The organism is Niveispirillum sp. FG148, from assembly GCF_057809655.1.
In genome coordinates, this window is record NZ_JBMDKJ010000028.1 from 16,977 (window position 1) to 38,299 (window position 21,323).

The following is a 21,323-nucleotide window of genomic DNA, read 5'->3' on the forward strand; positions in this document are numbered from 1 at the left end:
CCCCCTATCCCTTCAAGCCCACCAGGACGCGTCCGCCTTCAACCCTCACCGGGTAACAGGTCAAGGGGCGGTAACCAGTACCGCCAAGGGCGCGGCCGGTCGTCAAATCAAAGCGGGCGCCGTGCAGCGGGCAGGAAATGCTGTTCTGCCGCAGGCGCCCGCCATCCAGCGGGGATTCTGCATGCGGGCAGCGGTTGCGCACGGCAAAAAAGCCGCCTGGCGCATTGCAGAGCAGAACCTCCTGCCCGCCCAGCGCGAACAGGCGCATCTGACCAACGGGCAGATCGTCAGCAGACAGCAGCTCATGATAGGTCACATCGGCAGCGGAGATTTCAGCGGACATCACACCATCCTGCACGAAAGCGGCACGGAACAAGCGTTTATGAGTATGATGATGTTTGATTCTTGAATCATCAGTCAATATAAAAATTCTTCATCAGCGCTTGCACCCGTTGACGAACCCGCCAGCCCACTCTAGTCTGATTTCTGACTCACCAATCATAACAATAATCCGGAGGAAGACCATGTTGGGGATCGACCTCATGCGCGACCCGGCCATCCAGGTATTCCGGGAAGAGGTGCGCCGCTTCTGCGGCACCCATCTGCCCGACGATATCCGTGACAAGGTCCTGGCAGGCCAGCATCTTGATAAGTCCGACTATGTCCGCTGGCAGAAGATCCTGTTCGACAAGGGCTGGATTGTCGGTCATTGGCCCCGTCGATATGGCGGCCAGGACTGGACACCGTTGCAGCGCGCCATTTTCGACGATGAAACCAGCAAGGCCGGCGCCCCCTGGCTGACGCCATTCGGCGTCTGCTATGCCGGTCCAGTGATCTACACCTTCGGCAGCGAGAAGCAGAAGGACCGGTTCCTGCCCGGTATCCGCAGCACCGACACATGGTGGTGCCAGGGCTATTCCGAGCCGGGCGCCGGGTCGGACCTTGCCAACATCAAGACCCGTGCCGTGCGCGACGGCGACCATTATGTCGTCAGCGGCCAGAAGACCTGGACCACCATGGCGCAATGGGCCGACATGATGTTCGCCCTGGTCCGCACCGGCAATGACGGCAAGCCGCAGAACGGCATCTCCTTTCTGCTGATCGACATGAAGACGCCCGGCGTCACGGTCCGCCCCATCATCAGCATCGATAAATGCCACCATCTGAACGAGGTGTTCCTGGACGATGTCCGGGTACCGGTCGAGAATCTGGTGGGGGAGGAAGGACGTGGCTGGACTTACGCGAAATTCCTGCTGAACAACGAACGACTGCTGGGGGCGGAGTTGGGCAAATCCACCCGCCTGCTGCACCAGTTGCGCCGGACCCTGGCCGATCTCCGTGATGGCGGCCGGCCGCTGTCCGACGATCCGCACTGGCGGCGCCGGCTGGGCGACCTGCGCGCCCGCCTTCTGGCTCTGGAAGCTGTCTGCAACGAGTATCTGGCGGCGGCGGCGGCCGGATCCTCACCGGGGCTGGAGGTTTCCGCCCTGAAGATCATGGGATCAGAGCTGATCCAGGGGATCACCGGGGCCATGATCGATGCGCTGGCCGTCAAAGGGCTGGTCTATCAGACAGCGGGGCTGGAGCCAGGCTGGCAAGCGCCGCTGGTGGGTGTGCCGGGCGCGCCGGGCATGATCCGCGAACATCTGCATGACCGCGCCACCACGATCTATGGCGGGGCCAACGAAATCCAACGCAACATCCTGGCAAAGGCCGTTCTTGGCCTCTAGGGAGCATCATGTCGGCATTCACCCAAGAAGACCGAAGCCTGCTGGCCGACAGCATCAACCGGTTCGTTGATGATGCCTACGGTTCGGAAAGGCGCAGCGCCATCCTGAAATCCGAGGAGGGTTTCGGACAGAGCGAATGGGCAACCTACGCGGAGCTGGGTTGGCTGGGCATTGCCATTGCCGAGGAATGGGGCGGGTCCGGTGGCGGGCTGGCGGAATTGGCTGTGTTGATGCGGGCCGCCGGGCGCGGCCTGCTGATGGAACCGCTGTTGCCCAGCCTGGTTCTGGCAGCCGGCGCCCTGGCCGAAGGCGGCAGCGGCGAACAACGCCGCACCTGGCTGCCCGCCATCGCCGAAGGCCGTGCCATCCTGGCCTTTGCTCAGGACAATCCCGCACAGGACGAGTCGCCCGTAATCGCAGTGCCTGTCGGGGACGGCTATCATCTGTCCGGGCAGCGGGGCTTCGTCCTTTATGGCGCAGCCGCCGACCGCATCATCGTGAAGGCGGAACTGTCGGGGCAGACGGCGCTGTTCCTGCTCCACCCCACGGCGCCAGGCGTCACCCTGGCGAATGCGCGCAGCGTTGATGACCGGCCTGTCTCCGATCTGAGCCTGGAAAAAGTCTTTGTGCCGTCTGCGGACCGGTTGCCGGGGGGGGATGGTCCGCTGTTGGAGCGGTTGAACCAGATGGCGACCCTGGCCGTCTGCGCCGAGACGGTGGGGGCCATCGAGGCGGCGAACCGCCTGACCCTGGATTACCTGAAGACCCGCACCCAGTTCGGCACCACCATCGGCAGTTTCCAGGTGCCCCAGCACCGGATGGTGGATATGGCGCTGGCGGCGCAGGAAGCCGCCGCCATCACCTGGGCCGCCATTGGCGCCGCCAGCGTCGGCTGCCCCGATGCTCCGGTTCTGACCGCCGCCGCCAAGGCGCGCAGCGCCGCCGCCTCCCGCCTGATCGGTGAACAATCCATACAGTTGCATGGTGGTATCGGCATGACAGAGGAGTATGTCATCGGGCATTACTATCGGCGCCTGATGCTGCTGGAGACATTGTTTGGTGGGGCCGGCTGGCATCTGGATCGGTTGGGCGCCTGGACGGCTGCCGACTTGGACGGAGGATGTGCCTGATGTCGCCGGCTCTGGCCTCTACTCAAAGCGACTGGACCGCGCAGCCACTGGCGGTCCTGGCCCGCCATCATGCCGACCGGGCCCCGGACTGCGTCGCCTTTCTCAACCAGGATCAACATCCCGGTACCTATGCCACGCTGCTGACGGATGCGGAGGCCCTGGCGGTCGGCCTATGGGATCTGGGGCTGCGGCCCGGCGATGTCGTCAGCTTCCAGTTGCCCAACTGGATGGAAGCCGTGCTGATCGATGTCGCCGCCGGATTGCTGGGCCTGGTCTGCAACCCCATCGTGCCCATCTATCGCGGGGCGGAGGTGGGGTTGATCCTGGCCGACTGCAAAAGCCGGCTGATCTTCATTCCCGACACCTATCGCGGCTTCGATTACGCCGCCATGCTGGCTGGGCTGCGCCCGTCCCTGCCCGATCTTCGCCATGTCGTGCATGTACGTGCGGCGGGGACAGCCCTGACCCTGGACGCGCTGATGCAGGCAGGACAGGGGCGGCGGATCGACTGGCCGACCATTTCCCCCAACGCTTTGAAGCTGGTGATGTATACCTCTGGCACCACGGGGCGGCCGAAGGCCGTGATGCATGACCATCGCAGCATCGCCCGTGTCTCCCACATCTATATGGGTTACTGGGGGCTGGAACCGGGCGACCTGATGCTGATGCCATCGCCTGTCACGCACATCACCGGCTATTCCAACGGTATCGAACTACCCTTCACCGATGGCACGCGTACCCTGTTCATGGAGCGCTGGAACGCAGAGGAAGCAGTTGCGCTGATCGACCGGCACGGGGTGAACATCACCATCGGTGCGACGCCCTTTTTGCAGGAACTGCTGGACGCAGCGGAAAGCGCAGGATCGCGCCTGCCCAGCCTGAAAATCTTCGCCTGTGGTGGAGCCGCCGTGCCGCCGGACCTGATCCGCCGCGCCAATGCCCTGTTTGAACGCGGTCGTGCCTTCCGCGTCTATGGCAGCACCGAAGCGCCGCTGATCACCCAGGGCTGCATGGGCGCGGATGAGCTGGAGATGGCAGCAACCACCGATGGCAAAGTCATCGACTACGAGATCCGCATCGTCGATGAGAGCGGCCAGCCCCTGGACCAGGGTCAGGATGGCGAAATCCTGGTGCGCGGTCCGTCGCTGTTCATGGGCTATGCCGATGCTGACCAGACGCGGGAGGCGATGGATGATGAAGGCTATTTCCGCACCGGCGATATCGGCCACCTGACGCCCGCCGGCGCCATCGTCATCACCGGCCGCAAGAAGGACCTGATCATCCGGGGCGGGGAGAACCTGTCGGCCAAGGATATCGAGGATGTGCTGCACCGGCATCCGGCCGTGCAGGAGGTGGCTGCCGTTTCCATGCCGCATGCCCGGCTGGGCGAGACCGTGTGTGTCTATGTGGTGCCGCAGCCGGGTGAAAAGCCCGACCTGGACAGCATCACCCGGCATGTGGCCGCCGCCGGGCTGGCGCGGCAGAAATTCCCCGAACGGGTGGAACTGGTCGGTGACCTGCCCCGCACGGCATCGGGCAAGGTGCGCAAGGACATCTTGCGCCAACGCATCGCGGCACAGATCGCGCAGGAACAGGGAGGCGAGAATGGCAAGGCTTGAGGGCAAGGTGGCCCTGGTGACCGGCGGTACAGCCGGGATCGGCGCTGCGGCGGTGCGGCGCCTGACAGCGGACGGGGCCAAGGTGATCTTCACGGGGTCCAATGCCGCTGCCGCCGAAGCCGTCTGCCAGGAAACAGGTGCCCATTTCCACGCCCATGACGTCACAGATGAGGCCGCCTGGCCCACCCTGATGCAGGCCATTGCCGACCGTTTCGGGCGGCTGGATATCGCCTTTGCCAATGCCGGGATCGAGACGGGCGACGGCAGTATCGAAACCATCGGTATCGCCGCCTGGAACCGCATCATGGCCGTGAATGTCACCGGCACCATGCTGACCTGCCAACATGCGATTGCCGCCATGAAGGCCAATCCCGGCGGGTCTGGTGGCTCGATCATCATCAATTCCTCGATCAACGGGCTGGTGGGCCTGCCGGCCAACATCGCCTATACGACGTCGAAGGGGGCGGTTCGTCTGCTGGCGAAATCGGTCGCGGTGCATTGCGCCCGCACGAAAACCAATATCCGCTGCAACTCCATCCACCCCGGCATCATCGACACACCGATCATCCGCCGCGCCGTGGCCGACACGCCCGATCCCGACGCGTCGCTGGCCTATCTGGGCAACATCTCTCCCCTGGGCCGCCTGGGCCGGGTGGAGGAAGTGGCGGCCCTGGTCAGCTTCCTGGCCAGTGCGGAATCGTCGCTGATCAACGGGGCCGAACTGGTGGCCGATGGCGGCACCACGGCGGGGCTGGTCGGGGTCTGACAAACGCAAAGTCCAACAAATCAAACAGGTTCAGGGAGGTTGCCGTGCCAGATGATCTTTCGTCCCAACCCAAACCCGGCGAGGCCCGCTGTCCCGGCACGTCGTGGAACGATCTGATGGATACGGACACGCGGCCTGTGCCCGACTTCCTGCGCCAGGAAAATTACCAATATATGGGCAGCGAACCGCTGAAGGCCGAACGCTACACAAGTCCGGACTTCTTCCGGCGCGAACTGGACAGGATGTGGCCCCGCGTCTGGCAATTCGCGGCGCGGGAAGAGGATATCCCCCAGCCCGGCGACTTCGCGCTTTATGAAAATGCCGGCCGCTCCTATCTGGTCACCCGTCAGCCGGACGGTTCCGTCCGCGCCTTCCACAATGTCTGCCTGCATCGCGGACGCAAGCTGCGGCTGGAAAGCGGATCGGCCAGCGAATTCAAATGCCCGTTCCACGGCTTTGCCTGGAACACCAATGGCAGCCTGAAGAACATCCCCTGCCGTTGGGATTTCCCGCACCTGAAGGATGAGAAGATGGCCCTGCCGGAGGCGCAGGTCGGCCGCTGGGCCGGTTACATCTTCATCCGCGAGGCAGCCGAGGGCCCCAGCCTGGAGGAATATCTGGCGCCCCTGCCCGACTTCTTCAAACGCTGGCGGCATGAGGAATGCACAACGGTCATCTGGGTCGGCAAGGTGGTGAATGCCAACTGGAAGGCCGTGGCCGAGGCCTTCATGGAAGCCTGGCACACGATCGAGACGCACCCCCAGATCCTGCCGTTCACGGGCGACGCCAACACCCAGTACAGCACCTATGGCGACCATGTGAACGCGGCCCTGACGCCGTTTGCCGTCATCTCCCCCCACATCGATCCGGCCGGCAAGGAACAGCAATGGATCGTCGATGAATTCCTGAAATATAACGGCCGGGCCGGCGGGACGGAAATGTCGGTGCAGGTGCCGGACGGCATGACCGCCCGGCGCGCCATGGCCGCCGCGAACCGCGAGAAGTACCAGGCCGACAGCGGCTATGATCACAGCCATGTGACTGATGCCGAGTTGCTGGATGCCTTCGTCTATAATGTCTTCCCGAACTTCGCCCCCTGGGGCGGGTTCATGCCCAACATCGTCTATCGCTGGCGCCCCTGGCCGGATCAGGACAAGACATTGATGGAGGTTCGCATCCTGGTTCGCCTGCCCGCCGATGCACCGAGGCCGCCGCCGGTGGAAATGAATTTCCTGGGACCGGACCAGCCCTGGACCGACGCCAAGGAACTGGGCGTGCTGGGTGATGTGTTCCAGCAGGACATGGAAAACCTGCCTTTTGTCCAGGAAGGGCTGAAATGCTCCAAGAATGGCGAGGTGCAGTTGGGCAATTACCAGGAAATCCGCGTGCGGCACCTGCATGTCACGCTGGACAAGTATCTGGCGGACTGAGGCCGTCGGCGAAGCAGGACAGGCCCGGCTGCCATGGCCGGGTCAATCCTGCAATGGCGTGAGCCCATTCCGACCCCGCCTACGGATTAAATTGCCAAACGCTGTCACCACAGCGCCTGCGGGAGGTCATCATGCCCACCCATCCACCTCCCATCCGCGACTGGTCACTGGCCAATGATCCGGATGCTGCGATCTGTCCTTTCCACGCCGCTGCCAAGTTGCATGACGGACCGGACATTTTCTTCCTGCCGGGCGAAGCGCATGTCCGCGCGGCCGGGCTGGGCGGCAACTGGGTGGTCACGCGCCACGCACTTCAGGAAGAAATCCTGCTGGATCCAATAAGGTTCTCCAGCCATCTGTCCATCGGTTTCTCCCGATTGGTCGGGGATAGCTGGCCATTGGTGCCGCTGGAACTGGACCCGCCGGAACATGGGCTTTATCGCAAGGTACTTGCACCCTGGTTCGGGCCCGGCAAAGCACGGGACCTGTCGGGGGAAATCCGGTGCCTGGCCGTCGACCTGATCGAAGGGTTCCGCCGCCAGGGCAGCGTGGAGTTCGTTACCGGCTTTGCCCAGCCCTATCCCGTCACCGTCTTCCTGCTGCTGATGGGTCTGTCCCCGGACAGGATGGCGACTTTCATCGCCTGGGAGGATGACCTGCTGCGGGGCGCCGATATGCAGGTACGCGGTGCCGCGGCAGCGTCGATCAAGGCGTTCCTGCTGGACCTTATCGAACAGCGGCGGGGCGCACCGGGCGACGACATCGTCTCCTACCTGATTTCCTATCAGTTGGATGGGGCGCCCATCCCCGAAGAATGGCTGCTCGGCCTGTGCTTCATGCTGTTTGCGGGCGGCCTGGATACTGTGACCTCCGTGCTGGGTTTCGTCTTTCGTGAGCTGGCGCGGCGGCCGGAACTGCAGGCGGCGCTTCGCGCTGATCCGGGTACCGTACCGGCCGCCGCGGACGAATTCATCCGGGCCTTCGGTGTGGTAAACACCTTCCGTTACGCCACATGCGACATGGACTTTCACGGGGTAGCGATTGCCAAGGGCGACCTGATTCAGTTGCCTTTGGGTCTGGCGTCCCGCGATGGCCGGATGCATGCCGATCCCCATGTGATCGACTTTGGCCGCGCCACGAAGCGTTCCCTCAGCTTTTCAACAGGCCCGCATACCTGCGCCGGCATGCATCTGGCCCGCACGGAAATCCGCATCGCCCTGGAAGAATGGATCGCGCGCGTGCCGGAATGGCATATCAGCGATAGCAGTCAGATCCGAACGGCCACGGAAAGCGTCTGGGCGCTGCATCGGCTGCCCTTGGCGTGGGGCCCGCACCTGCGGTAGCGGGGGCCAACGGGTCATCCGCAGCGCCGGACCCCTCGGCCCCCTGTCATCTCCCCTGCCCCTTCATTCCTGCGCCCGTGCCACGGCGGCCGTTACGGCGGCGCTGTTGTAATAATAGGGTTTGATCGCAGCCACCCGTCCGTCATCGGCGAAATGGAACACTTCCACCAGTTCCAGGGGTTCGCCGACCGGCGGCACCAGTTCCAGCAGGTAGACGACATGATTGCCCGCCGCCATCTTGTTCGTCACCGCGATGGTCGCCTGTCCCAGCGACGTGCCCAGCACCTTGGCGTACAGTTCCCGCAGGGCGCCCTTGCCGGTATAGGTGCCGGCAAAGGGCAGCGTCTCCGCCTCCGTGATCACCAGATCGTCACTGAGCATGGTTTCAGCCAGGGGCCAGTTCCCCGTTGCCGTGGCCGCGTACAGCGCCTCCGTGGTGGCCAGGTTGCGGGCCGCAATATCAGTCCGGGTCATGTGCTTCCTCCATGATCAGGCCGGTCGTCGGATGGCATCACGCCAACCGACACGGCAATTTTGTGATTTATGATTCGACAGTCATTAGAAGTCACGCCCAACGCCCTGTCAAGGCCGCACCGCAATCCTTTCACCATCCCACACCGGGCCATATCAGATGTCATTTCATGCAGAATTCGGGGGGCGGATTTGAAAGGTGGATTGACGGAGCATGTGGGCATGAATATAGTGATTAATGACTCATGAATCATCTGTTTTGCGGCCCCGAACCGCCAAGCGCTCAACGGGCCTCTCCGGCTCGCGAGTCAATGCCAACAAGCCCACAAAAAAAGACATCCACAGGGAGGATATTCGTCATGGCTTGCGCACCCACCTTGCGTTCCACCCTGCTGGCGGCCGCGGCTCTGGTTCTGACCAGTGCTCCGCCAGCCATGGCCCAGGCCACCGGGGGCGCCGCCGGCACCCAGGTCGATGCGCTGGAAGAGATTATCGTGACGGCACGCCGCCGGTCCGAAACCCTGCAGGAAACGCCACTGGCCGTTACCGCCATCACGCCGACGCAGTTGGAGAGCAAGGCGACGATGAATATCGGCGACCTGATGGGATCAGCCCCCAACGTGCTGATCACGCAGCAGAATTCCGGTGCCGCCGCCGCCAATGTCTCTATCCGCGGCCTGTCCTTCGCGGATGTGGAGAAGTCCTTCGATCCGACGGTGGCCATCGTCGTCGATGGCGTCTTCATCGGCACCAGCACGGGCGCCTTCCTGGATTTCTTCGACATTGACAGCATCGAAGTGCTGCGCGGCCCGCAAGGCACGCTGTTCGGGCGTAACACCATCGGCGGCGTGATCAATATCCGCCGGTCCCGCCCTACCGGGGAAAATGGCGGCAAGCTGGAATTCAGCTATGGCAAGTTCAACACCTGGGCCACGCGCGCCATCCTGAACACCAGCATCGTGCAGGACAAGCTGGCCGCCAAGTTCTTCTATTTCCACAATGAAAGTGACGGCTATTACCGCCATGGCATCACCGGAAAGCGGGTGGGCGGAAATAATAATGAGAATTTCGGTGCCAGCTTCCTGCTGACCCCGACCGAGAATTTTGAAGCGCTGCTGACGCTGGAAAAGCAGGTGCAGGATTTCGATCCCGTCAATTCCAACATCTCCAAGACGGGGGAGGTGTTCTGCGCTTTTGCGCCGGCGCGGGAATGCAATCGCAACACCACGACTGACCTCTACACCGTCTTCAACAGCCCGGCCCATTCCAACTATAAATCACCGGCCGCAACGCTGGAAATGAACCTGGATACCGACGGGATCGACTTCACGTCCGTCACCGGCTACCGCACCTCTGACGAGGCACAGACCCAGGATTTCGACGCCTCTTCGGCTGATCTCTACTATACCAACCGCATCCAGGATTACTGGCAGTTCAGCCAGGAACTGCGTGGCGCCGGCAAAGTGACCGACAATTTCGACTATGTGGTCGGCGGCTTCTACTATCAGAGCAAGTTCGATCTTTTCCAGGCAACCCGCCTCTTCGGCGCCGTCAATCCGGCGGCAGACCAGTACAATACCGGCAAGGCCAAGTCCTATGCCCTGTTCGGTGATTTCAACTGGAAGCTGGCCGATCAGTGGCGCCTGTCGGGCGGCGGCCGCTGGACGCGGGACGAGAAGCAGCAGATCAACAAGGTCGGCACGGCACAATATCCCAATGCCAAATATACGGGCAGCAAATTCACGCCCAAGGTGGTGCTGGATTACCGCCCCGATGACAGCAACATGATCTACACGTCCTGGTCGCGCGGTTACCGGTCGGGTGGCTTCTCCAGCCGTGGTCAGACGCTGGTATCCTCCACCACGCCCTTCGGCCCGGAAACGGTCGACAGCTATGAGGCGGGCTTCAAAAGCTCGCTGTTGCAGAACCGCCTGCAGGTCAATCTGGCCGCCTATCTGTCGGATTATAGCGACCTGCAGCAGAACACGACCATTCCCACCACCGTCGGCACGGGCAACGAAACCATCGTCACAAATGTGGGCAAGGCCAAGATCAAGGGCCTGGAGCTGGATGTCACGGCCCGAGTCACCCACGACTTCAAGGTCACGGCCTCTCTGGGTCTGCAAGACAGCAAGTTCGACGGTTTCATCACCACGGCGCCCAATGCCGCCGGCAAGCTGGTGAAGTTCGATTATTCCGCCGTGAACATGATCTATTCGCCTGATGTCACCGGGTCGCTGACGGCAGAATATACGGTGCCGATGGATATGGGCGATCTGGTGTTGAGCGGCACCTACCGTTACCTGGCGGCTTATGATCAGCAGATATCCCTGGGCGCCACAACGGTGGATGCAGCGGGTAATGTCACGGTGCTGTCCAACGATCCACGCGTGCGGTCGGACAAGCAGAACCTGTTCGACGCGTCAGCGACGATGAAGTTCGACGTGGGTGACAACAAGGCCAAGGTCACGGTCTATGGCCGCAATCTGTTCGATGATCGCGGTCCGAACGCCGCCTTCACCGTCGCCGGCCTCTGGTCCTTCTCCTCCGGGCGCGAGCCGCGGACCTTTGGTATCCAGCTCGGGTACGAGTTCTGATACCACCCCCGGCCTGCTTCCCGGTGGGCCGGGGTGTCTTCTTTTGCGTGGAGCCTGTCAAATGGCCGTCAATCGCCGCATCACCTTGCGCGCCCATCCCGTCGGCAATCCGCTGCCCGGCGATTTCGCCCTGATCGAAGAGCCGGTTCCGGAACCCGGTCCGGGCCAGATGCGGGTGCGCAATCTCTATTTCTCCATGGAACCGGCCATTCGCGGCTGGCTGGATGGCAAGGACAATTATTTCCAGGCCATTCCGCTGGGCGGTGTCATCCGGGGGCCGTCCCTGGGCGTGGTGGAAATGTCCAATCTGGCCGGCTTCAAACCCGGCGACCATGTCTGGGGCCTGACCCACTGGGAGGATTATTCGATCCTGTCGGCCGACACGATCCTGCTGGAACGGCTGGATGTCAGTTGGAACGTGCCCCTGTCGCACTATGTCGGCGCCCTGGGGCCTTCCGGCCTCACGGCCTATGTCGGTCTGCATGATGTGGGGAAGATCAAGGCAGGGGAAACGGTCGTGATCTCCGCCGCTGCCGGTGCCGTGGGCAGTGTCGCGGGACAGATTGCGCGGCTGCGCGGCTGCCGCGTCATCGGGCTGGCCGGATCGGCGGAGAAAGCATCGATCCTGACCGACAGGCTGGGTTTTCATGCCGCCATCAACTATCGCGCCGTCGCCGATCTGGGCGCCGCCATTGCCGATGTCTGCCCCGACGGGGTGGATGTCTATTTCGACAATGTCGGCGGGCGCACCCTGGATGCCCTGCTGCCGCGCATGCGCGAATTCGGGCGCATCATCTGCTGCGGCATGATCGGGGATTACAACAACCAGGCCAACCCCACACCGGTGCATAATCTGTGGCAGGTGGTCGCCAAGCAATTGACCATGCGCGGCTTCCTGCTGTTCTCTCACATGCAGACATTGCCGCAGGCGCGTCACGATCTGCACCAGTGGGCGGCGGATGGAAAGCTGGTGGCGCTGGAGAATGTCACCCGCGGCATTGCCAAGGCTCCCGACAGCTTCTGCCGCCTGATGGCCGGGGAAACGGTGGGGAAAACCGTGCTGGAGGTGGATTGGCCCGCCGCATGACGGGCCAAATCCTTCGGTCTTTCAGCGGCTTGTATAGCCACCATCAATGACCAGTTCCGATCCCACCATGTAGCTGGATGCCGGCGATGCCAGGAACAGCACGCCGGCCGCAATCTCCTCGGGCTTGGCTTGCCGGCCGATGGGATGCATGGCATTGACAGCAGCCGTCGCCTGCTCCACCGACGCCATGGAGCCCAGTTCGACATAGCGGTTGATGATATCCTGGATCATGGCCGTGCCCACGGCACCCGGATGCACCGAATTGACGCGGATCGGATATCCCAGCGCACAGAATTCCAGCGCCGCAGACTTGGTCAGCATCAGCACAGCGGCCTTGGAGGTGCAATAGGCGGCGTTGAACGGCGCCCCGCGCAAGCCGCCAACGGAGGAGATGTTGATGATCGACGCTCCACCTGGGCGGTCCGCCCCCGCCTCCCGCAGCAGGGGCAAGGCCGCCTGCATGCCAAGCAACGTGCCCTCCACATTGACCGACTGACATAGCCGCCATTGTTCCAAACTGGTTTCGGCGATGCTGGCGACCATCGGGATGCCCGCATTATTGACCAGCACGTCCAGACGGCCATGCCGTTGACGGATGTCACGCATCAGGGCGGCCCAGCCATCGGCGTCACGGACATCCAGCACGGCCTTTTCCCCCATCACAGGCGCGGCATCGTCTGGCCAGTGCCGATCTGCCGCCAAGACATGCGCACCCGCACCCGACAGGGCAGCACAGATGGCGCGGCCGATGCCACCCCCGGCCCCGGTCACCAAGGCGACGGCGCCGTTCAGTTCCATTCCCATGATCAATCCCCTATTGCGCGGTCCAGCCACCGTCGACTACCAGTTCCGATCCCGTCATGAAGCTGGCATCGCTGCTGGCCAGGAAGGCGATGGCGGATGCGATCTCTTCCGGTTGGGCCAGGCGCTTCATGGGAGTCATCCCGCCGATGGCATCGATCAGATCCTGCGGCCTGGCGGCCTTGCCCTGATCGACCCAACGCTGCATGCCGACATGCAGCAACGGCGTCTCCACAAAGCCCGGATGGATGGAATTGACGCGGATGGGCCTCTGCGCCTGGGCGAATTCGATGGCGACCGCCTTGGTGAACAGGCGCACGGCCCCCTTACTGGTATTGTAGGCCGATGTCTCCGCAAAGCCGACCAGCCCCATGATGGAAGCGACATTGATCACGCTGGCCCCACCGCGCCGTGCGGCGCCACCGGCTGTCAGCGCGTGGGTGAAGGTGCGCACACCCAGAAAGACACTGTCGACATTGATGCTCATCAGCCGGTGCCAGGCGGCCAGACTGGCCTGGTCCACGGGGCCGACCATGTCGGTCCCCGCATTATTGACCAGGATGTCCAGCGCAGCCCAGTGGTTCTCCACCCAGCCGCGTGCCAGATCCCAATCAGCCTCTGACGCCACATCCAGGCGCAGATAGGTGGCGTCCGCCCCCAGCCGGCCCAGCACCTGCGCCACCAATGGATCATCTGGCGGCGACAGGTCGGTGACGATCACCTTGGCCCCCTCCGCCGCCAGCCGTTCCGCCGTCGCCAGTCCGATCCCGCGCAAAGCACCGGTGACCAGGGCCCGGCTGCCCTTCAAGCCGCGATCGATCATGCTGCCTTCCCCCGCTTCACTGGGCCCACATGCCACCATCGACATAAAGCTCGATCCCCGTGATGTAACGGCTTTCGTCGGAGGCCAGGAACAGCACGGCATTGGCGATATCGTCCGGCTCTCCCATGCGGCCCAGGGGAATGGCGGCCATCAGCGCGTCCTTCACGGCTTCCGCACTGGCAGCCGCCTGCATCATCATGTTGGTCCAGATCATGCCGGGATGGATGGAATTGCAACGGATCTTGTGACTGGCATTTTCAATGGCGATTGTCTTGGTCATGGTCCGGACCCCGCCCTTGGCCGCCGCGTAAGCAGACAGGCCATGGATGCCCAGCGTACCCGCGATGGAAGACAGATTGATGATCGACCCGCCGCCGGACCGGCGCAGCAGCGGCAAGGCCGTCTTCACCCCCAGAAAGGTGCCCACCAGATTGACGTCCAACTGCCGCTGGAATTCCTTGGGCGTCGTATCATCCACGCTTTTGGTCAGATGGATGCCGGCATTGTTGACCAGGATGTCCAGCCGGCCGAAGGCCGCCTCCGTCTCTGCGATGACACGGGCCCAATCTTCTTCCGAAACCACGTCATGGCTGGAATGGATGGCCTGCCCGCCCGCATCGCGGACAGCGGCCGCGCACAGGGCGGCCCCATCGACATCGCGGTCAGTGGCGACAACCCGGGCCCCCTCCGCCGCCAGGCGGCAGGCCGTGGCATAGCCCAGCCCCGGATTGGAAGATGTCCCCGTGATGACCGCCACCTTGCCCTGCAATCGACCCATTTCACCCTCCCGGTATTCGCGCAGGCCAGGACATGGCGAGGGGTATCGTGGCGACCATCGCCATTTGCCCCAGCCAATCCGACCATTGTCACGATTTATGATTCATCAGTCATTATTTTGACAGGCGACCCCCTCCTGTCAAGGACGATCAGGCCCACCTCGGGACAAATATTCAAATTCGCTGAAACATCGCCGAACCCGGCTTGACAAGCGGGTGCGAGATGTCAACCATGACGAATGAATCATAAATCATTGTCGTGATGCCAAGGCAGCGATCCCATCGTGCCCGACCATCGGCAAAATCAGAACATGGGGAGTGAAATGACGACGCTGGCGGAACAGATCAACCGGTCGGTGGAAGCGATGCTCACCTATGTGGAGACGCAGACCACCGACCAGGCGGCGGACATCCTGAAGGTACCGGCGCGCGACTATCTGGACAAGGATCGCTTCGACCGGGAGATCGCGTTGATCTTCAAACGCCTACCCTTGATGCTGGCCTTGTCCATAGAGTTGCCGAACCCCGGTGATTACAAGGCGATGGAGGTGATGGATGTCCCCGTCCTGATCACCCGCGACCGCGACGGTCAGGTGCATGCCATGCTTAATGTCTGCACCCATCGCGGGGCACCGCTGGTCAAGCCGGGACAAGGGTCGGCCAACCGCTTTTCCTGCCCCTATCACGCCTGGACCTTCCACAATGACGGGCGGCTGTTCGCCGTGGCGGAAAAGGCCAAATTCGGGGAGGTCGACAAGGATTGCCACCGCCTGCGTCAGCTTCCCTGCCAGGAAGCGGCAGGCATGATCTTCGTGATCCTGACGCCGGGGCTGACGATCGACGTCAAATCCTATCTGGGCGGGATGCTGGACGATCTGGAAAGCCTGGGCTTCGCCCAATGGCACTATTGCGGAAACCGCGAAATCCACGGCGCCAACTGGAAAATCGCCTATGATGGCTATCTGGAGGGCTACCATTTCGCCGCCGCCCACCCCGATACGGTGCATCCGCGCACCTACTCCAACATCATGCATTTCGACGGGCTGGGGCCGCATCTGCGGATCGGCTTCCCCCAGCGCAGCATTGACAAGTTGCGGACGGTGCCACGGGACGAATGGCACCAACATCAGAATGATGGTTATGATTTCGTGCGGACCCTGTTCCCGAACCTGTCGATCTTCGTGGCACCGGAGATCGCCCAGATCGCCCTGCTGCTGCCCGGACCGGCACCCGGCCAGAACCGCACGATCCTGACCTATGTCACCCCCCGCCCCCCCGCGGACGATGCGGAGCGGGAGAAGATGGCCATGATGGCCAGTTTCTTCGGCGATGTGACGAACCAGGAGGATTATGTGCTGGGCCTGTCCATTCAGAAGGGCCTGGAATCCGGTGCCCTGGACCATGTCACCTTCGGCCGCAACGAACGCGGCAACCAGTATTTCCATCGCTGGGTCGACCATTACCTGAAGGACGATCCGTCGGCCCCGCCGCCCAGCCTCTGATCCGCCATCCGCAGGAATAACAACCATGCCCATCGTCATCATGGCCACATTGGATGTGGACCCGATCCTTCGCGCGCAGTTCCTGACCGACGCCGATCCCTTGATCCAGGAGGCGCTGGCGGAGGATGGATGCGTTGAATATAGCTGGGGTGCGGACCATAAGAATCCGGCCCGCGTGAATGTCTTCGAAGAATGGCGGGACGAAACGGCCCTGCGTGCCCATTTCGCCGCCCCCGCCTACAGCATCATGGTCACCTTGTTGCAAAAGGCCGGCATGACGGCGGCGGAGGCGCGCAAGTACCGTGTCGACCTGATCGAGCCGGTCTACGACCCCCAGGGGCAGGCGCGGGCCGACTTCTTCACAGCCTGATCAGAAGCATCACGCGCCGACAGGGGGCTATGCGGAAAACGCCGTGGAAATTTAACTGAACGCGTATAATATACGCGTTCAGTTAAAGGAAGCACCCATGGCCAGACCAAGCCTTACTGACCAGCAAGTGATCGAAATGCGCGCCAGACTGCTGGCCGAGACCGCCCGACTGATCGGACGGGAGGGCTATGCCGCCTTCTCCATGCGGCGCCTTGCCACCAGCGTGGATATGAGTGCGGGCGCGCTTTACCGGTATTTCCCGACAAAGCGCCATGTGCTGCTCGCCTATTTCGAAGATGCCCTGTCGACGTTGAGCGAGCGGATTGCCGCCACTTCCGCTGCAGAGCCTATCCATCATCTGGCCGTCCGCCGGATGATGGTGGATTACATTCGCTTCTGCAGAGAGGATATCGACCGGTTCCGGCTGCTGTTCCTGGAGAATGACCTGGGCCAGTTCCCGGAACTGATGAACGATACCAACATCACCCTGGCCTACCGTCATATCCGCGATCGCGTTTGCGACGCCATCGAAGCCGGCTACTTCCGTCCGCTTCCCGTGGACCAGGCGACACAAATTCTGTGGGGCGCCGTGCATGGCGTCATCAGCCTGTCTGTGTCGGTGATAGAATTGGATTTCGGCGATGTCGACAAACTGGCGCTGGCTGCGGTTGACAATGCCATCCATGGCCTGACCCCCAGCGTGTCGGAGACTTGACATGCGTATCCGCCAAACCGCCCTTTCCGGTCTTATCGTCATGGCCGTGCTTGCCGCCTGCACGCCGGAGGAAGTGCCGGTCGAAAAGCCACGCCCTGTCCGCACTGTCATCGTCAACCCTGTCGCCGACGGGGAAGAGATGGTGCAGACCGGGGAAATCCAGCCGCGGTATGAAACCGCGCACGGCTTTCGCATCGATGGCCGCATTGCCAACCGTCTGATTGATGTCGGCGCACGGGTGAAGGCAGGCCAAACCATCGCCACGCTGGACGACCGGGATGTACAGAACGAATTGCGGGCAGCCGACGCCGATCTGCGCAGCGCTGCTGCTGCGGAGGATTTGGCCAAAGTCGCCCTGGACCGGCAACAGGCGCTGTTCGCCAAGGATATCGTGGCCAAGGCCCGCGTGGACGAGGCAGACGCCAACTGGCAAAGCGCCCGGTCCCGCCGGGAGGCGGCATCGGCGACCCTGGCCAATGCCCGCAACAAGCTGACCTATACCAGACTGACCGCCGAAAGCGACGGCATCGTGACCAGCATCGGCGCCAATGCCGGTCAGGTGGTCGCCGCCGGTCAGATGGTGGCCACAGTCGCGTCCACCAGCGAGCGGGAAGCCGTGTTCAATGTCGCGGAGAAGCTGGTCCAGGGCGCACCGCATGACATGGGTGTCAAGGTGTCACTGACCGCCAATCCGGCCATCAGCGTCACCGGCACCGTGCGTGAACTGAGCCCGACCGCCGATCCCGTGACGCGCACCTTCCGTGTCCGGGTCAGCCTGCCCGGCGCTCCGGAGGAAATGGCTTTCGGCGCGACAGTAACGGGGCGTGTCGTGCTGCCCGCCGGCCTGCTGATTGCGCTGCCCGCCTCTTCCATCACCAATGAAGGGGACCAACCGGCCGTTTATGTTGTCGACGCACAGACGGGTGCGCTGATCCGCAAGCCCGTGACCGTGGCCCGCTACACCGCGGAAACGGCCTATCTGGCTGCCGGGGTGGACAAGGGCGACGCTGTGGTGACGGCGGGCGTGGCCAAGCTGCGTCCGGGTCAGAAGGTCCTGCTGGAAGGGGCTGCCAAATGAGCCATCATCAGTCGGCCCCCCTACCACCGGGCTTCAACCTGTCAGCCTGGGCGCTGAAGGAACAGCCGCTGGTGATCTTCCTGATGCTGGCTTCCATCCTGGGCGGCGTCTGGAGCTATGTGAACCTGGGTCGGAACGAAGACCCGCCCTTCACCATCAAGACCATGGTGGTCCAGGCCAATTGGCCGGGAGCGTCAGCGACCGACACCGCCAATCTTCTGACCGACAAGCTGGAAGAGAAGCTGGAGGAGACACCGCACCTGGACCGGCTGGACAGCTATAGCCGTGCCGGTGAAGCGGTGATCTTTGTCAATCTGCGTGACGACACGCCCCCGGCCGAGGTGGATGACATCTGGTATCAGGTGCGCAAGAAGGTGGCCGATGTGTCCCCCACGCTGCCGCAGGGGGTCCAGGGTCCGTTCTTCAACGATGAATTCGGGGACACGTTCGGCATCATCTACGGCTTCACCGCCGACGGGTTCAGCATGCGCGAACTGCGCGACCGGGTGGACACTGTCCGCGCCCGCCTGCTGACCACGCCCGATATCGGCAAGGTTCAGTTGATCGGGGTGCAGGAAGAACAGATCATTGTCGAATTCTCCCCCCGGCGGCTGGCCGCTTTGGGGCTGGATGAACAGATGGTGATGCAGGCACTGGCCGCACAGAACGCGGTGGAACCGGCCGGCACCGTGCGTCTGTCGGATGAAAAGGTGGCCTTGCGCGTCAGCGGCGCCTTCGCGTCGGAGGAAACGCTGCGGCAGGTGACCCTGCGCGCCAATGGCCGGTTTGTGCGTCTGGCCGACATCACCACCATTACCCGCATCCCCGCCGATCCACCCGCGCCCCTGTTCCGGGTGAATGGGCAGCCGGCCCTGGGTCTGGCCATCTCCATGGCGCCGACGGGTAACCTTCTGGCCTTTGGCCAGTCCATCAAGGCCCGGATGACCGACATCGCCCAGACACTGCCGCATGGGATTGAGGTGACGCAGGTCGCCGATCAGGCCGTGGTGGTAAAGCAGGCGGTCAACGGCTTTGTGAAGGTGCTGGTGGAAGCCATCGCCATCGTACTGGCCGTGTCCTTCCTGTCCCTGGGCACGCGGGCGGGTCTGGTGGTCACCTTGTCCATTCCCATTGTTCTGGCCCTGACCTTCATCGGTATGGAACTGACCGGTATCGGGCTGCAGCGCATTTCGCTGGGCGCGCTGATCATCGCGCTTGGCCTTCTGGTCGATGACGCCATGATCACGGTGGAGGCCATGGTATCCCGGCTGGAAGACGGATGGGCGCTGCCGCGTGCCGCCACCTTCGCCTATGAAAGCACGGCCTTTCCCATGCTGACCGGCACCCTGGTGATGATCGCGGGGTTCATTCCCGTCGGCTTTGCCGCGTCCAGCGCCGGTGAATATTGCTTCTCCCTGTTCATGGTCGTGCTGATTTCGCTGGTGGCGAGCTGGATCGTCGCGGTGCTGTTCTCCCCCCTGATCGGCACCTGGGTGCTGCCGCGCACCATGGCCCATCAGCACGGGATGCAGGAGGGGCGCATGATGCGCGCTTATGGCAAGGCGCTGGCCTGGTCGCTGAGCCAGCGTGGAGCAACCATCGCGCTGGCCATCGGTGTTTTCATGTTGTCGCTGCTGGGGGCCGGGAAGCTGGAACAGCAATTCTTTCCGCCATCCGACCGACCGGAGCTGCTGGTCAGCCTCACCCTGCCCCAGAACGCCTCACTGGAAGCAACGCAGCGCGAGGCGGAGAAGCTGGAAACGCTGTTGAAGAACGACCCCGAGGTGGACCGTTTCTCCACCTATGTCGGGTCGGGCGCCATCCGTTTCTATCTGCCGATGGATGTGCTGCTGACCAATGACAACATCGCCCAGACGGTGGTGGTAACCAAGGGTCTGGAAGAACGCGACCGGGTGCGCAGCCGTCTGGAAGCCGCCTTCGTCAGGGATTTTCCCGATCTGATCTCGCGGGCCACGCCGCTGGAACTGGGCCCGCCCGTAGGTTGGCCGTTGAAGTACCGCGTCACCGGCCCCGACATCGCCAAAGTTCAGGATATTGCCCAGAAACTCTCTAACGTCCTGGCCAGCAATCCCTTTACCCGCGATATCAACCTGACCGCTGGAGAGCCGCAGAAGCGGATCGAGATTCTGGTTGACCAGACCCAGGCCCGTGCCGTCGGTCTCTCCTCACAACAGGTGGCCAGCACCCTTTCCGCCGTCTTCTCCGGCACCAGCATTACCGCCGTCCGCGATGGCAACCGCCTGGTCGCGGTGGTGGCCCGCGCCGATGCTGCGGAACGCAATGACCTTGCCACCATCGCTAACCTGCAGATCGCCGGGGCCAGCGGGCAACAGGTGCCATTGCGCCAGATCGCCCAATTGCGCTTCGGGGTGGAACAGCCCGTGATCTGGCGGCGTCAGCGTACGCCGATCATCACCGTGCAGTCGGATGTCGCCCCCGGCGTGCAGGCAGCGACGGTGTCTGCCCAGCTCACCACTGCCATTCGGGCACTGTCCGACACGCTGCCGGAAGGATATGCCATTGCCGAGGGCGGCACGATTGAGGAGTCGGGGAAAGGCAACGCCTCGATCATTGCCACCCTGCCGGTCATGCTCATGGTCATGATGGCGTTGCTGATGGTGCAGTTGCGCAGTTTCTCCCGTCTGGCGCTGGCGCTGGCCATGGCCCCCTTCGGGCTGATCGGGATTGTTGCCGCCATGCTGCCGACGGGCATGCCCATGGGATTTGTGGCCCAACTGGGCGTCATCGCCCTGGCGGGCATGATCATCCGTAATGCCGTCATCCTGATCGAGGAAGTGGATGGCAATATCGCCCGTGGCATGCTGATCCCGGATGCGATCACGGCCGCCGCCCGCCACCGTGCCCGCCCCATCGTCCTGACGGCCTGCGCGGCCATCCTGGGCATGGTGCCGATTGCGCATCAGGTGTTCTGGGGGCCCATGGCCTATGCCATCATCGGCGGCCTGACCGCAGCCACCATCCTGACGCTGACCCTGCTGCCCTGCCTGCTGTCGCTGCTGCTGGGATGGGAAAAATCCAGGACAAAGCTGGCCCTGTAGGTTGA

18 protein-coding genes are annotated in these 21,323 nt (G+C 62.9%); 13 read left to right on the forward strand and 5 right to left on the reverse strand.

Going from position 1 to position 21,323, the window contains the following annotated elements:
- Positions 1–4: 4 nt before the first annotated feature.
- Positions 5–421, reverse strand: a complete 417-nt coding sequence (locus ACODTW_RS22350; protein WP_488948306.1) for a Rieske (2Fe-2S) protein — start codon at positions 419–421, stop codon at positions 5–7.
- Between the two features lie 103 nt (positions 422–524).
- On the opposite strand from ACODTW_RS22350, the gene ACODTW_RS22355 reads away from it, so the two are divergent.
- The 6 genes from ACODTW_RS22355 (at position 525) to ACODTW_RS22380 (ending at position 8,018) form a co-directional block, all read left to right on the forward strand.
- The gene (locus ACODTW_RS22355) at positions 525–1,730 is read left to right on the forward strand and encodes an acyl-CoA dehydrogenase family protein (protein ID WP_488948307.1); all 1,206 of its coding nucleotides are present in this window, start codon (positions 525–527) and stop codon (positions 1,728–1,730) included.
- A gap of 8 nt (positions 1,731–1,738) precedes the next feature.
- Entirely contained in the window at positions 1,739–2,860 is a 1,122-nt protein-coding gene (locus tag ACODTW_RS22360) for an acyl-CoA dehydrogenase family protein (protein WP_488948308.1), read from the forward strand.
- Positions 2,860–4,479: an AMP-binding protein gene (locus ACODTW_RS22365; protein ID WP_488948309.1), complete on the forward strand. Its 1,620-nt coding sequence runs from the start codon at positions 2,860–2,862 to the stop codon at positions 4,477–4,479. Before ACODTW_RS22360 ends, ACODTW_RS22365 begins: the two co-directional genes overlap by 1 nt.
- Positions 4,466–5,245, forward strand: coding sequence for an SDR family oxidoreductase (locus tag ACODTW_RS22370; protein WP_488948310.1), 780 nt, complete (start codon positions 4,466–4,468; stop codon positions 5,243–5,245). Before ACODTW_RS22365 ends, ACODTW_RS22370 begins: the two co-directional genes overlap by 14 nt.
- Before the next feature lie 44 nt (positions 5,246–5,289).
- The gene (locus tag ACODTW_RS22375) at positions 5,290–6,675 is read left to right on the forward strand and encodes an aromatic ring-hydroxylating oxygenase subunit alpha (RefSeq protein ID WP_488948311.1); all 1,386 of its coding nucleotides are present in this window, start codon (positions 5,290–5,292) and stop codon (positions 6,673–6,675) included.
- Positions 6,676–6,806: 131 nt separating this feature from the next.
- Positions 6,807–8,018, forward strand: a complete 1,212-nt coding sequence (locus ACODTW_RS22380; protein ID WP_488948312.1) for a cytochrome P450 — start codon at positions 6,807–6,809, stop codon at positions 8,016–8,018.
- A gap of 63 nt (positions 8,019–8,081) precedes the next feature.
- Here the strand turns inward: ACODTW_RS22380 and ACODTW_RS22385 are convergent, their stop codons facing one another.
- The gene (locus ACODTW_RS22385; RefSeq protein WP_488948313.1) at positions 8,082–8,492 is read right to left on the reverse strand and encodes a nuclear transport factor 2 family protein; all 411 of its coding nucleotides are present in this window, start codon (positions 8,490–8,492) and stop codon (positions 8,082–8,084) included.
- Between the two features lie 356 nt (positions 8,493–8,848).
- On the opposite strand from ACODTW_RS22385, the gene ACODTW_RS22390 reads away from it, so the two are divergent.
- Both ACODTW_RS22390 and ACODTW_RS22395 read left to right on the forward strand, forming a co-directional pair.
- Positions 8,849–11,086, forward strand: coding sequence for a TonB-dependent receptor (locus tag ACODTW_RS22390; protein ID WP_488948314.1), 2,238 nt, complete (start codon positions 8,849–8,851; stop codon positions 11,084–11,086).
- A 61-nt stretch (positions 11,087–11,147) separates the two neighbouring features.
- The gene (locus tag ACODTW_RS22395; RefSeq protein WP_488948315.1) at positions 11,148–12,173 is read left to right on the forward strand and encodes an NADP-dependent oxidoreductase; all 1,026 of its coding nucleotides are present in this window, start codon (positions 11,148–11,150) and stop codon (positions 12,171–12,173) included.
- A 21-nt stretch (positions 12,174–12,194) separates the two neighbouring features.
- Here ACODTW_RS22395 and ACODTW_RS22400 read toward each other — a convergent pair whose 3' ends face one another.
- From ACODTW_RS22400 to ACODTW_RS22410, 3 genes are read right to left on the reverse strand one after another with little or no spacing between them, the layout of a single operon-like run.
- Complete coding sequence (locus ACODTW_RS22400) at positions 12,195–12,977, reverse strand: SDR family oxidoreductase (protein ID WP_488948316.1); 783 nt, start codon at positions 12,975–12,977, stop codon at positions 12,195–12,197.
- A gap of 10 nt (positions 12,978–12,987) precedes the next feature.
- A complete protein-coding gene (locus ACODTW_RS22405) occupies positions 12,988–13,797 on the reverse strand; it encodes an SDR family NAD(P)-dependent oxidoreductase (RefSeq protein WP_488948317.1) in 810 nt (269 codons plus the stop codon).
- Between the two features lie 16 nt (positions 13,798–13,813).
- Positions 13,814–14,575 (reverse strand): SDR family NAD(P)-dependent oxidoreductase, encoded by a 762-nt coding sequence (locus tag ACODTW_RS22410; protein WP_488948318.1) that lies wholly within the window; start codon positions 14,573–14,575, stop codon positions 13,814–13,816.
- Between the two features lie 321 nt (positions 14,576–14,896).
- Between ACODTW_RS22410 and ACODTW_RS22415 the strand changes: the two genes are divergently transcribed.
- From ACODTW_RS22415 to ACODTW_RS22435, 5 genes are all read left to right on the forward strand, one after another.
- Positions 14,897–16,075 carry an aromatic ring-hydroxylating oxygenase subunit alpha gene (locus tag ACODTW_RS22415; protein WP_488948319.1) on the forward strand — a complete coding sequence of 393 codons (1,179 nt, stop codon included), beginning with the start codon at positions 14,897–14,899 and terminating at the stop codon, positions 16,073–16,075.
- A gap of 25 nt (positions 16,076–16,100) precedes the next feature.
- Entirely contained in the window at positions 16,101–16,445 is a 345-nt protein-coding gene (locus ACODTW_RS22420) for a putative quinol monooxygenase (RefSeq protein ID WP_488948320.1), read from the forward strand.
- Between the two features lie 97 nt (positions 16,446–16,542).
- Positions 16,543–17,160, forward strand: a complete 618-nt coding sequence (locus tag ACODTW_RS22425; protein ID WP_488948321.1) for a TetR/AcrR family transcriptional regulator — start codon at positions 16,543–16,545, stop codon at positions 17,158–17,160.
- A 1-nt stretch (position 17,161) separates the two neighbouring features.
- A complete protein-coding gene (locus ACODTW_RS22430) occupies positions 17,162–18,238 on the forward strand; it encodes an efflux RND transporter periplasmic adaptor subunit (RefSeq protein WP_488948322.1) in 1,077 nt (358 codons plus the stop codon).
- The gene (locus ACODTW_RS22435) at positions 18,235–21,318 is read left to right on the forward strand and encodes an efflux RND transporter permease subunit (RefSeq protein ID WP_488948323.1); all 3,084 of its coding nucleotides are present in this window, start codon (positions 18,235–18,237) and stop codon (positions 21,316–21,318) included. The genes ACODTW_RS22430 and ACODTW_RS22435 overlap by 4 nt, the downstream gene beginning before the upstream one ends.
- The last annotated feature ends 5 nt before the right edge of the window (positions 21,319–21,323 follow it).

Bases quoted from the DNA above. Each gene is read 5' to 3' on its own strand.
- ACODTW_RS22355 (WP_488948307.1), top strand. From the start codon at position 525: ATGTTGGGGATCGACCTCATGCGCGACCCGGCCATCCAGGTATTCCGG.
- ACODTW_RS22360 (WP_488948308.1), top strand. From the start codon at position 1,739: ATGTCGGCATTCACCCAAGAAGACCGAAGCCTGCTGGCCGACAGCATC.
- ACODTW_RS22365 (WP_488948309.1), top strand. From the start codon at position 2,860: ATGTCGCCGGCTCTGGCCTCTACTCAAAGCGACTGGACCGCGCAGCCA.
- ACODTW_RS22370 (WP_488948310.1), top strand. From the start codon at position 4,466: ATGGCAAGGCTTGAGGGCAAGGTGGCCCTGGTGACCGGCGGTACAGCC.
- ACODTW_RS22380 (WP_488948312.1), top strand. From the start codon at position 6,807: ATGCCCACCCATCCACCTCCCATCCGCGACTGGTCACTGGCCAATGAT.
- ACODTW_RS22385 (WP_488948313.1), bottom strand. From the start codon at position 8,492: ATGACCCGGACTGATATTGCGGCCCGCAACCTGGCCACCACGGAGGCG.
- ACODTW_RS22390 (WP_488948314.1), top strand. From the start codon at position 8,849: ATGGCTTGCGCACCCACCTTGCGTTCCACCCTGCTGGCGGCCGCGGCT.
- ACODTW_RS22395 (WP_488948315.1), top strand. From the start codon at position 11,148: ATGGCCGTCAATCGCCGCATCACCTTGCGCGCCCATCCCGTCGGCAAT.
- ACODTW_RS22400 (WP_488948316.1), bottom strand. From the start codon at position 12,977: ATGGGAATGGAACTGAACGGCGCCGTCGCCTTGGTGACCGGGGCCGGG.
- ACODTW_RS22405 (WP_488948317.1), bottom strand. From the start codon at position 13,797: ATGATCGATCGCGGCTTGAAGGGCAGCCGGGCCCTGGTCACCGGTGCT.
- ACODTW_RS22410 (WP_488948318.1), bottom strand. From the start codon at position 14,575: ATGGGTCGATTGCAGGGCAAGGTGGCGGTCATCACGGGGACATCTTCC.
- ACODTW_RS22415 (WP_488948319.1), top strand. From the start codon at position 14,897: ATGACGACGCTGGCGGAACAGATCAACCGGTCGGTGGAAGCGATGCTC.
- ACODTW_RS22420 (WP_488948320.1), top strand. From the start codon at position 16,101: ATGCCCATCGTCATCATGGCCACATTGGATGTGGACCCGATCCTTCGC.
- ACODTW_RS22425 (WP_488948321.1), top strand. From the start codon at position 16,543: ATGGCCAGACCAAGCCTTACTGACCAGCAAGTGATCGAAATGCGCGCC.
- ACODTW_RS22430 (WP_488948322.1), top strand. From the start codon at position 17,162: ATGCGTATCCGCCAAACCGCCCTTTCCGGTCTTATCGTCATGGCCGTG.
- ACODTW_RS22435 (WP_488948323.1), top strand. From the start codon at position 18,235: ATGAGCCATCATCAGTCGGCCCCCCTACCACCGGGCTTCAACCTGTCA.